Genomic DNA, 11,144 nt, shown 5'->3' with positions numbered 1-11,144 from the left:
GGAGGATGATCTCGCCGGCTTCGCCGAGCTCGCCGGCACCGCCATCTCGGCGGCCCAGGCCCGGCAGGAGCTGCGCCTGCTGGCCGAGGAGCAGGCGGCCCTGCGGCGGGTCGCCGAGCTGGTCGCCCGCGGTACGGCTCTCGGCACGGTGTTCGAGGCGGTGACCCTCGAGACGTCGAAGCTGTTCGGCGGCGCGCACACGACGTTGCGGCGCTACGACGGCGACGGACCGGCCGTCACCGTGGCGACCCACGGGTCCGGCGATGACAGCACCTCTCGCGGCGGCTCGGAGCTCACCGTTGTGGTCTCTGTCGAAGGACGGGCCTGGGGAGAGCTGACGACCACTGCCGAACGTCCCGCGGAGTCCGGTGCGGCGCGGCAACGGCTGCAACAGCTCGGGGAGCTGGCCGCCGCTGCGATCGCCAACGCCGAGAACAAGGCGCAGCTGACCGCGTCCCGGGCGCGTGTCCTGGCCACCGCCGACGAGACCCGCCGGCGTCTGCAACGCGACGTTCACGACGGAGCTCAGCAGCGGCTCGTGCAGACGATCATCACCCTGAAGATCCTCCGCGAAGCCGCCGCCCGGGGCGGCGCGGTCGTGGACCAGGTCGACGAGGCGCTCCATCACGCCGAACGCGCCAACGCCGAGCTCCGCGATCTGGTGCACGGGATCCTGCCGGCCTCGCTCATCCGGGGCGGACTGCGGACCGGCCTGGAGTCGCTGATCAGCGACATCAGCCTGCCGGTGGGCGTGCGGCTGACGGCGCCCAGGCTGCCGACGCAGATCGAGATCACCGCGTATTTCATCGTCGCCGAGGCGTTGACGAACGTCGTGAAGCACGCCCGGGCCACCCGGGCCGACGTCTCGGTCCACGCCGACGGCTCCAGCCTGGTCATCGAGGTCAGCGACGACGGGGTGGGTGGTGCCGATCCGGCCCGGGGCACCGGACTGATCGGTGTGTCGGACCGCGTCCAAGCCGCTGAAGGAACTCTGACACTGGCCAGTCCGGCCGGCCACGGGACCGTTGTGCACGTTTCTCTGCCGCTGCCTGGGACACCGGTGAGCCGGGACAATTCCGGCTAGCCCTACCGCCATCGTGGGTGCCGTGCTGAGACGATGAGCGGATGCGGGCCTCGATCCTGGTCGTCGACGACGACGCAGCTGTGCGGGGACTCGTTGTCCGTATCCTGCGCAGCTGGGGTCACACCACCATCGGCGAGGCCGGATCGACCGCCGAGGCTCTCGAATACGCGGATACCCGGCATCCCTCCGTCGTTCTGGTCGATGTCGGCCTGCCGGACGGTGACGGTTTCTCCCTGACGCGGCGACTCCGGGCCAACCCCTGGGCGACGCGCGTCGTGCTCTTCTCCTCCGACGCGGACCCGGCGAACAACGCGGCTGCCGCCCGGGCCGGAGCGATCGGCTTCTTCCCGAAGGACGAACTGCTGAGCCCGGCCCTGCAACAACTCATCGAGGACCGGGCCGATGACGAACAATGACGCCCGCCGCCCCCTGCGGGTGGCGATCGGTGAGGACGACGTGCTGCTTCGCGAGGGCGTCGCCCGCATTCTCACCGACGCCGGGCTGGAGGTCGTCTCCCAGTCCGGCGACGCCGACGACCTGCTGCACCGCACGCTCGCCTACCGTCCCGACGTCGTCGTCGCCGACGTCCAGATGCCGCCCCGGCGGGAGGACGACGGCTTGCGGGCGGCGATGGAACTGCGTCGCCGTTCACCACGGATCGGTGTGCTGATCCTCTCCCAGTTCTGCGAGCCCGCGTACGTGATGGATCTGGTCGGCCAGCGACCCGAGGGAATCGGCTACCTGCTCAAGGAACGGGTCGGCGACGTCAAGGCGTTCGTCGACGCGGTCACGCGCGTCGCCGCCGGCGGCAGCGCACTGGATCCTGAGGTGGTCGGCCGGATGCTCGGGCGTCGCACCAGGGAGGGCCCCCTGCAACTGCTGACCCCCCGTGAACTGGCAGTGCTCGCGGCGATGGCCGAAGGGCTGTCGAATGCGGGCGTGGCGGAGAGCCTGCTGATCAGTCACGCATCCGTCGAGAAGCATGTGACGGCGATCTTCCGCAAGCTGCGCATCACCGCCACGGAGAACGAGCACCGCCGGGTCCAGGCCGTCCTGACCTATCTGCGCGCGGATGACCGCCGGCGGTGACCGGGGTGTCCCCTCGCAGGCCGGCCGCGTCCCGCCGCTACCTGGCGCGCAGCCAAGCGGCTCTGCGGCGCGTGACCGCGGTCATGGCGGCCGGCGAACCGCCCGGGAAAGTCTTCGCGGCGGTCACCGCGGAGACGTCCGCCCTGCTGGGTGCCGGGCTGGTCGCGCTGACCAGGTACGAAGGCAGCGGCACTGATTCCGTCGTCGTCGCCCAGACCGGCGGTCACCTGGCCGTCGGGGCGCGGCTCCACCTGACCGGCGACGACGGTATAGCGGCCCGGATGTGGCAGTCGGGCCGCGCCGAGCGTATCGACGACTGCACCGGCATCGCCGGAGCGACGACGACAACCGGTCTCGGCGTACGAGCGGTCGTGGCTGTTCCGGTGACGGTGGACGGGAGCCTCTGGGGCGCCCTGAGCATGGGCTCGAGGACCGGCCCCCTACCGGCCGGCACCGAGGCTCGCCTGACGAGGTTCGCGGAGATCGTCGGTGCGGCCGTGGTGAGCGCGGCGGCCCGCGAGAACTTCCTCGCCCTGGCCGCCGAGCAGGCCGCACTGCTGAGGGTCGCGGCGCTGGTCGCGCATCAAGCCGGCGAGACCGAGATCTTCGAAGCCGTCGCCGAGGAGGCGGCCCGTCTCGTCCAGGACGAGGCGACCACGCTGGTCCGGTACGAGGGCAACCGCATGTTCACGGTGCTCGCCACCCGCAACGGTCCCGTGCCGGTCGGCACCCGGTACACGGTGCCGGTGGACGACGGCGGCACCTCGAACGAGATGATGCGTACGCTGAAACCCGCCCGGCTGGATCACTACGACCGGTTTCCCGACCGGAGCTACTACTGCCGGGACCTGGGGGTCGGGTCGAGTGTCTCGGTGCCCATCATCGTCAACGGCCGGCTGTGGGGTGCCCTGGGCACGGTGAACGAGGGCCGGCGCCTGCCGACGGACACCGAGCTACGCCTGGGCAAGTTCGCCGAGCTGGTGGCGTCGGCCCTGGCGAACGTGGAGGCGCACGCGGAGCTGGAGCATTTCGCTGCCCGGCAGGCCGCTCTGCGGCGGGTCGCCGAACTGGTCGCCCGCGGAGCCGCCCTCGACGAGGTGTTCGACGCCGTCGCGACGGAAGCCTCGAACATCCTCGGGGAGCCGGCCGTCGATCTCTTCCGGTACGACGGCACTCATCGCACGGTGGTCGCCACGTGCCGCAGCTCCGTACCGGTCGGCTTCCGGACCCGGGCCGAGGGCGGTTCGGCCGGCGCACTCGGCGTCGGGGCGCTGGTAGCCGTTCCCATCGTCGTGGAGGGCCAGTTGTGGGGCGGCGTGTCGACCACCACCCAGGGCGAGCCGCCCCCGGCCGATGCCGAGGACCGGCTCGCTGAGCTCGCCGAGATCGCGGCGGCCGCGATCGCGAACGCCCAGAACAAGGAAGAGCTGCGGGCATCCCGGGCCAGAGTGGTGGCGACGGCCAACGAGGTACGGCAGCGGCTGCAGCGTGATGTCCACGACGGCGCTCAGCAGCGGCTCGTCCAGACCGTGTTGTCCCTCAAGCTCGGTCTCGACGCCGCGGACCGCGGCGAGGACACCGTCGAGCTGATGCGGGAAGCGTTGCAGCACGCGGAGCGCGCAACGGTGGAGCTGCGCGACATCGTGCACGGGATTCTTCCGGTGGCCCTGGCCCGGGGCGGTCTGCGGGCCGGGATCGACTCGCTGGTCACCGCGGCGGCGATACCCGTGGATCTCGACCTGAGCGCTCTGCCGGCGGGGCGATTGCCCAGCGATGTCGAGGTCACCGCGTACTTCGTCGTCGCTGAGGCGTTGACGAACGTCGTCAAACACGCGCACGCGACGCGGGCGCGGGTGACCGTTGCCGGCGAGGCGGGCCAGCTCGTCGTCCAGATCACCGACGACGGCGTCGGTGGTGCCGATCCTCGAGCCGGCTCGGGCCTGACCGGCCTCTCCGATCGAGTGGACGCCCTGGACGGCACCCTGACCTTGAGCAGCGCCGGCGGCGCGGGAACGACGGTGCGGGTCGTCCTCCCGACGCCGGGCACCCGGCCGGGCGGTCTCAGGTGAGACCCATGGCCGCGGCGGAGATCGCCCAGAGCCGCTCGGCGTTCTCCGGGTCCAGCGAGTACGGCGCCACGCTGCGCACGAGCTCCTCGACGCCGGCGGGCCGGTGGTCGACCGGCACAGCCTCCTGGTTGTCGTTGAAGTAGCGCCCGCCGATGCCCTCCAGCAGGGGCGAGACGGCCAGCAGCACCGACGTCGAGGCGCCCTGCCCGGTCGTCTTCTGCAACTCGACCGGGGTGGCCAGCTTGCCGCCCACGTGACGCTGCAACGGCGTCGCGATGGCGCCCGGGTTGACCGCGTTCACCGTGATGCCGTCGTTGCGCCAGCGCGCACTCGCCGCCACGGCGAACAGGTTGACCGCGGTCTTCGACTGCGCGTAGGCGAGGGTGGCGTCGTACGGCCGGAAGTTGAAGTTGATGTCGTCGAAGACGACCGGCGAGAACAGGTGGGCGGAGGAGCTGAGGCTGACCACCCGGGCCCCGCCCGCCGCGGCGAGCGCGGGATGCAGCCGCGCGGTGAGGGAGAAATGGCCGAGATGATTGGTGGCGAACTGGAACTCCCAGCCTCGCGGGTCGGGCGTCAGCGACGGCAGCGCCATCACACCCGCATTGTTGATCAGCAGGTGTAGCGGGCCGTGCCAGTCCGCGGCGAAGGCGGCGATCGACGCGTGGTCGGTCAGCTCCAGGTGCCGCACGTCGACTCCGGGGCCGAGGTCCTCGGCCACCTTGCGACCGCGGTCGATGTCCCGCACGGCCAGGGTGACCGACGCGCCCCGGCGAGCGAGCGTGCGGGCCGTCTCGACACCGATCCCGGAGGCCCCGCCGGTGACTACGGCGCGCTTGCCGGTCAGATCGATGCCCTCGGAGACCTCGTCAGCCGTGGAACTGGCCCCGTACGGCGTGGTGATCCGCATGCTTGTCTCCTGACGCAGTCGTGCCGACCTCGTGAGAATGACAAAATTCGCAGGTCGGGACCATCCGGTCAGCCGGATTCCGGTTCCGGCGGACCCGGCCCACCACCGCGTACCGGCGCCTCGCGCCCGCCTACGCGGGCCCCGGATCATCTCTCAGGCGGCTGTAGAGGTAGCCGTCACACCATCGGCCGCGGCCGCGCCACTCGGGCAGCAGCGCGATTCCGATCTCCCAGTGTTTCGTCGGTCCACCGAAATCCCGCAGCGCCCAGCTCACGAACCCGGCTCACAGTGCCTCCGTCGGCCGCTCAGCGACCGTGCCGTACGTCGTTGGGTGGGTGCTCACGCAGGTAATCATCCAGCCGCCCGTCGCGCAGCGCGGCGAACAGTTCTCGGCAGCGCGCCGAGTCGGGCACCATCACCGAGCCGATTCCGGGTACGTCCCGGTTCTCCGCGATCGGCAACGTCATGAACGTCAGATCCTTGGCGCGCAGGTGGCGGAGCGTGAACGCGAGGCGTTGCACCGGCATCCGCCGGTCCACGGTCAGCATGCCGGCCGCGGCACGCACCAGCCGGTCCAGTTTCCGCGGGTCGGTGAGCAGGTTCTGGTCGGCCGCCTTCTCGGCCAGCGCCCGCAGGTACTGCTGGTGTCGCCGGGACCGGTCGAGGTCGTCGCTGGGCAGGCCGCGGCGCTGACGTACGTAGTACTCGGCGAGTTTGCCGTCGAGGTGCACTTTGCCCGCGGGGAAGGCGACGCAGCGCCGGGACCGGCCCTGCGGGTCGGTGCACGGTGCCGACGGGTACGGGCTGTCGTCCGGCAGGAAGCGGTACGAGTCGACGCTCTTCTTGTCGATGGTGACGTCGACGCCACCGACCAGGTCAGTGATCTTGCGGATGCCGGCGAAGTCCACGATGACCGGCCAGTCGATGGTGATACCGCCGAACTTGTTGAGCGTCTGGACGAGCCGGGGCGCGCCACCCCAGGCGAAGGCCGCGTTGACCTTGTTCCGGGACCCGCGCTCGCCGTCGGCCGTGGCGATCGGCAGGTACGTGTCGCGCGGGATGGAGATCACGTAGGCCCGGTCGGCCGCCTCGGGGATGTGGACGAGGATGACGACGTCGCTGCGCCCGTCAGCCGGTTCGCCTTTCGTGCGGCTGTCCGAACCGATGAGCAGCAGGTTCAACGGTCCGCGTACCTTGGGTGGCTCGGTCGGAGCGCCCGGGGACCGGGAGGGTGCGGGAGGCAGCAGGTCGGCCCGATCGACTGCGTCCTCGTAGCGGCCGGAGAGCTTTCGCAGCCCGGCGACGCCGGCCACCGACCCGGTGACGAGCACGGCGAGAACGACGGCGAGCACGAACACCCAGCGGCGTCGCGGACGACGGGTTTCGGCCATCGCTCACACCCCCACGAATCGGTAGCCGGTGTCGATGAGTACGGGCAGAACGCTACGCAGCGCCCGTACGGTCTGCGACCGGTCGCCGCCGCCGTCGTGGGTGAGCACGATCGAGCGGTTGCCGACCTGGTCCAGGATCTTCGCCCGGATCCGGGCCGCACCGGGGTTGTCCCAGTCCCGCGGGTCGACGTCCCACGCGATCGAGGTCTGCCCGAGAGTCGCGCACACCTCGAAGACCGTGTGCGACCAACTTCCGTACGGGGCGCGGAAGAGCGCGGGTATCCGGCCGACTGTCGTGGCCACGGTGTCCACGGCCCGGCCCACCTCGGTCCGTACGCGTCCTGCGGGCAACCGGCTGAGGTCCGCGTGCGACCAGGAGTGGGTACCGATCGTGTGTCCGTCGTCGACGATGGACCGCACCAGGCCGGGGTGCGCCGAGGCCTGCTGTCCGATCACGAAGAAGGTGGCCTTGACGTGGTGCTTCCGCAGGAGCCGGAGTACCTGCGGCGTGTACGCCGGATCCGGGCCGTCGTCGAAGGTGAGCGCCACGACCCGCGAGCCCTTGTCCGCTGACCTGACCGGTACGACGTACCGGGGTTTCTTCTGCACCGGAGTGCGCGGCAGTCCCGTCGCTGACGGTGATGGTGCTGGTGATGGTGGTTTCGGCGAGGGCTGAACCGCTACCGGAGGAAGCGCGGGCGGTTCCGGCTGCGGCTCGGCGCAGGCGCTGAGCAGGGACAGACCGCCGAGGGCGAGAAACGCCCGCCTGCCTCCGGTCATCCGTTGTTGCGTCATCGACATCACCTCCGGCCCGCGCGGTCGCCGCAGGGGGAGCGACGGTTCGTTCGGGGCGTATCGAAGTGTGCTGACGAGATGTCAGGAACTGATGAGGGGCCCTAATATGCGGGGTGATGGAATACCTCGACCTGACGCCGTACGAGTATCTGAACTCCGCACTGCCCGAGACTTCGATCGGTTGGCTCGGCCCTGAACACGGCGTGCAGGGCGGCACCGCGGACCCACTGACTGCCGCCGAGGTCACGATGCTCCGGGCCGCTTCACCGCGCGTCGGCAGGGTGACCATGGGCTGGCACGCGTGTGAGTTCTGCGAAAACGCCGAAGGCAACGGCGAATACCGGTACTACCTGCCGGACGGTCGCATCTTCGCCGCGCCGACGCTGTTTCTGCATTACGTCGAACGGCATTGTTACCGGCCGCCGGCGCAGTTGCTGGACGCCTTGGCCGACCCGGCCCCGCTGCACTGGGACTGGCGTGCCGAACGCCTGTGCCTGGTGCTGCTCGATGAGAACGCCGACATCGGCTTACGCGCGGAAGCAGCCGTCGGCCTGGCCTGCTGGGACGACCGCAGGGCTTATGCGGCGCTGTGGAACTCCCTGCGGGGAGACGATGATCTGCTCGACTGCGCGGGCGACGAGATCGGGCGCTCGCTCGCGGCATTCTCCGGACGCGAGTACGCGAAGGATCTGACCGCCGTGACGCTGCACACGATGGTGCAGTACGGCATCGAGAAAGCAGCGCAGGACGACTATCAGATCTTCCTGCGAACGTTCAGCTGACGCGGTACGGGTCGTCCGGTGGCACCCAAGCATCGGGGCTGTCGAGGCCGCACCCGTCCACCGAGCGGGTCAGCGCCGCGACGAGCGCTCGCACCGTGGGTCGCTGCTCGTTGCGGCGGGAGACCAGTGACCACGTCCAGTACGGCGCCGGCCGCGTGATCGGGCGGGCCACCAGATCGGCCGGCACCGGGGTGGTCTGACCCTTGGGGCAGTTCACCACCGGCCGGCGCAGGCGGCGTACGTGGTCGAAGAACGCTGGACCGGTGATGCCGCCGTCCGAGATGGCCACCGTCCGGGCGCCGGTCTCCTCGCCCAGCGCCTCGGCCCAGCGGTTCCACGACGACCAGCTGACCTCGTCGGCGTCGATGAGCACCACGGTGTCGCGGGCGCGGACCGGTTCGGCCGAGGTGCCGGTGCTCACCGCGTACAGGCGGTCGGCGCCGAGCAGGCGGGCGTCGAGGTCGTCGTCGTGCACCGTCGTGCTGGGCACCCAGCAGATCGCGAGGTCGATGCTGCCGTCGACGACCCGGGCCGCCTGCGCGTGCGACGGCAGGACCCAGGCGTCGACCAGCAGCTGGGCGGTGCCGGCGGCGCGTTGTTCCAGGTCGGGTGGACGCCAGTTGACGTAGCCGAGCCGGACCGGCTCGGACGACGACAGCCCTGACGCCGTACGCCTGAGGTCGTCGGCCTGCTCGAGCAGCGCCCGGGTCCGCGGCAGCAGCACCGTGCCCGCCGCGGTCAGCGCGACCGAGCGCCGGTCGCGGTCGAACAGCCGCGTGCCCAGGTCCCGCTCCAGCGCCTTGATCTGCTGCGACAGCGACGGCCCGGCGATCCGCAACCGGTCCGCGGCCCGGGCGAAGCTGAGCTCCTCGGCGACCGCGACGAAGTAGCGAAGCTGACGAAGCTCCATCCGGGCAGCATAAACGCCTGATAGGCGCAGCCTCCCAGACGGGAGGAAGCCGGTCGTGGCAACCGGCGGATCGCGACCGATGCTTCAGCCAGATCCGGTTCACCTCACCCAGATCCGGTTCACCTGAGTCAGATCAGGTTCACCTCAGCCAGAAGGAGCATCATGACCAAGGTTGCTGTCGTCACCGGAGCCTCCCAGGGCATCGGCGCCGCCACTGTCTCCGCCTACCGCAAGCTCGGCTACCACGTGGTCGCCAACTCCCGCGGGATCACGCCGTCCGGTGATCCGGGGGTGCTCGCCGTGCCGGGTGACATCGCCGATCCGGCGGTCGGCGCCCGGATCATCGAGGCCGGCCTGGCCGAGTTCGGCCGCATCGACACGCTGATCAACAACGCCGGCATCTTCATCGCCAAGCCGTTCGCCGACTACACGGCCGAGGACTTCGACCAGATCACCGGGATCAACCTGAGGGGCTTCGTCGCCGTCACCCAGGCCGCCGTCGCGGCGATGCTGGACCAGGGCGGCGGGCACGTCGTCACGGTGACCACCAGCCTGACCGACCACGCCAACAGCAGCCTGCCGGCGGCGCTCGCCTCGCTCACCAAGGGCGGCCTCAACTCGGCGACCAAGGCCCTGGCCATCGAGTACGCGACCCGCGGCATCCGCTTCAACGCGGTCTCGCCCGGCGTCATCGCCACCCCCATGCACCCGGCCGAGACCCACGAGTTCCTGGCCGGCCTGCACCCGGTCGGCCGGCTCGGCGCGATCAGCGACGTCACCGACGCCATCGTCTTCCTCGAGAACGCCCCGTTCGTCACCGGCGAGATCCTGCACGTCGACGGCGGCCAGAGTGCGGGGCACTGACGTGACGGTCCTGCCGAACCTGCTCGACGCCTGGCAGCGGGCGATCGACGGCCACCACCCTGAGCAGGTGGCCGACCTGTTCACCGAGGACGCCGTCTTCCAGGGGCTGCACCCGTACAGCATCGGGCGGGCCGGGGTGCGGGAGTACTACGCCGGGCAGCCGGCCGGGATGACCGTGGCCTACCGGATCCGGCAGACCCGCGAACTCGCCGACGACGTCGTGCTGGGCTGGGTCGAGGCCGAGTTCACGTTCGTCGACCGGGCGCCGATCGCGGTCGATCTCACCGTCGTGGCGCGCCGGGCCGACGACGGCTGGCGGATCGCCCACTACCACGTCTCACCACGGATCCCCGCGAAAGAGCGCACCCCGTGATGACCCGCATCGGCATCATCCTGGCAGCACCCGCCCCGACCGCAACGGCGAGCAGGTCGCCCGCTGGGCGCTCGACGTCGCCAAGCAGCGCACCGACGCCGCGTTCGAACTGGCCGCTGCGCAGGTAAGGCGGTGCCGGCCCCCGTCATGGTGCCGCGAATCGGCGGCACCATGACGGGCTCACACAGTGGTGCGTGGCCGCTACGTTTGAGCGCGTCACCCACGGAGGAGCGCCGTATGAAGGCCGCGCCGCGCAAGGCTCTACGCCGTACCTTCACCGTCTTTCTCGTTCTGCTGGCCGTCGCCGGCTGGACCTGTCTCGCCGTCGGCGACCGGTGGAAAGCCAACGTCGCCTTCTTCGCCCTCGACCAGGGCGACAACTACCGGCTCCGGGTCACCGGCTCGTCAGATGTCCGCTGCGCCCGACTCGAGCGGGAGACGTTCAACGACCCCTATGCCAACTGGCGGGAGGCCGGCCGGGACTGCGCCTGGCCCAGGGTGGCCGGCGGCGACGGCTGGCTGGCCGGCGGGCTCGTCGAGCAGGTCCATTCGGAGCGGCTGGGCAAACGCCTGCCGGACGCGATCCTCTACGGCATCGTGCCGGCCGCCGCCACGTCGATCGAGATCACGCTTACCGACGGGATCCCGCGGGAGGTCGCCACCATCGGATCGGGCCACCCCGCCTACCGGGTCTACGCCGTGCACGTGAACGGCGTCGGCGACCGGGCCGAGGTCGTGTCGCTGCGGCTGCACGACGCGCAGGGCGGTGAGCTGCATGTCTACTAGGTTCTGTCTCTTAGATCATCGTGGCGATCATGGGCGTCGATCGTTGGATCGGGTGTGGCGCGTGGTGATCTGACGAACGAGGAATGGGCTG

12 protein-coding genes are annotated in these 11,144 nt (G+C 70.6%); 8 read left to right on the top strand and 4 right to left on the bottom strand.

The features are described 5' to 3' along the window. The 4 genes from AB0C29_RS16600 to AB0C29_RS16585 all read left to right on the top strand — a co-directional run. Nucleotides 1-1,084: ATP-binding protein (locus AB0C29_RS16600; RefSeq protein ID WP_360821007.1), on the top strand; the 1,084-nt coding region annotated here is incomplete at its 5' end. A 41-nt stretch (nucleotides 1,085-1,125) separates the two neighbouring features. Then, complete coding sequence (locus tag AB0C29_RS16595; protein ID WP_360821005.1) at nucleotides 1,126-1,500, top strand: response regulator; 375 nt, start codon at nucleotides 1,126-1,128, stop codon at nucleotides 1,498-1,500. Further along, nucleotides 1,487-2,173 carry a response regulator transcription factor gene (locus AB0C29_RS16590; RefSeq protein ID WP_360821003.1) on the top strand — a complete coding sequence of 229 codons (687 nt, stop codon included), beginning with the start codon at nucleotides 1,487-1,489 and terminating at the stop codon, nucleotides 2,171-2,173. The genes AB0C29_RS16595 and AB0C29_RS16590 overlap by 14 nt, the downstream gene beginning before the upstream one ends. Nucleotides 2,174-2,178: 5 nt before the next feature. Further along, on the top strand, nucleotides 2,179-4,242 hold the full coding sequence (locus AB0C29_RS16585) for a GAF domain-containing protein (protein ID WP_360821001.1): 2,064 nt from the start codon (nucleotides 2,179-2,181) through the stop codon (nucleotides 4,240-4,242). Here the strand turns inward: AB0C29_RS16585 and AB0C29_RS16580 are convergent. The 3 genes from AB0C29_RS16580 to AB0C29_RS16570 form a co-directional block, all read right to left on the bottom strand. Further along, on the bottom strand, nucleotides 4,235-5,152 hold the full coding sequence (locus AB0C29_RS16580; RefSeq protein WP_360820999.1) for an SDR family NAD(P)-dependent oxidoreductase: 918 nt from the start codon (nucleotides 5,150-5,152) through the stop codon (nucleotides 4,235-4,237). The two genes, AB0C29_RS16585 and AB0C29_RS16580, sit on opposite strands and share 8 nt — an antisense overlap. Before the next feature lie 305 nt (nucleotides 5,153-5,457). Then, a complete protein-coding gene (locus tag AB0C29_RS16575) occupies nucleotides 5,458-6,543 on the bottom strand; it encodes an LCP family protein (protein ID WP_360820998.1) in 1,086 nt (361 codons plus the stop codon). A 3-nt stretch (nucleotides 6,544-6,546) separates the two neighbouring features. After that, complete coding sequence (locus AB0C29_RS16570; protein ID WP_360820996.1) at nucleotides 6,547-7,152, bottom strand: polysaccharide deacetylase family protein; 606 nt, start codon at nucleotides 7,150-7,152, stop codon at nucleotides 6,547-6,549. Nucleotides 7,153-7,454: 302 nt separating this feature from the next. Here AB0C29_RS16570 and AB0C29_RS16565 point away from each other — a divergent pair, with 302 nt between their 5' ends. After that, entirely contained in the window at nucleotides 7,455-8,120 is a 666-nt protein-coding gene (locus AB0C29_RS16565) for a hypothetical protein (RefSeq protein WP_360820994.1), read from the top strand. On the opposite strand, the gene AB0C29_RS16560 is transcribed toward AB0C29_RS16565, so the two are convergent. Beyond that, complete coding sequence (locus AB0C29_RS16560; protein WP_360820992.1) at nucleotides 8,113-9,030, bottom strand: LysR family transcriptional regulator; 918 nt, start codon at nucleotides 9,028-9,030, stop codon at nucleotides 8,113-8,115. The genes AB0C29_RS16565 and AB0C29_RS16560 overlap by 8 nt on opposite strands. 162 nt (nucleotides 9,031-9,192) lie before the next feature. Here AB0C29_RS16560 and AB0C29_RS16555 point away from each other — a divergent pair, with 162 nt between their 5' ends. From AB0C29_RS16555 to AB0C29_RS16545, 3 genes are all read left to right on the top strand, one after another. After that, nucleotides 9,193-9,894: an SDR family oxidoreductase gene (locus tag AB0C29_RS16555; protein ID WP_360820991.1), complete on the top strand. Its 702-nt coding sequence runs from the start codon at nucleotides 9,193-9,195 to the stop codon at nucleotides 9,892-9,894. A gap of 1 nt (nucleotide 9,895) precedes the next feature. Continuing rightward, a complete protein-coding gene (locus AB0C29_RS16550) occupies nucleotides 9,896-10,267 on the top strand; it encodes an SgcJ/EcaC family oxidoreductase (protein ID WP_360820989.1) in 372 nt (123 codons plus the stop codon). Between the two features lie 237 nt (nucleotides 10,268-10,504). After that, entirely contained in the window at nucleotides 10,505-11,053 is a 549-nt protein-coding gene (locus AB0C29_RS16545; RefSeq protein ID WP_360820987.1) for a hypothetical protein, read from the top strand. The last annotated feature ends 91 nt before the right edge of the window (nucleotides 11,054-11,144 follow it).

This window comes from Actinoplanes sp. NPDC048791 (genome assembly GCF_040650095.1).
Lineage (GTDB): Bacteria > Actinomycetota > Actinomycetes > Mycobacteriales > Micromonosporaceae > Actinoplanes.
Note: the sequence above shows the minus strand (reverse complement) of the source record. Positions and strands in the feature narration are given on the sequence as shown.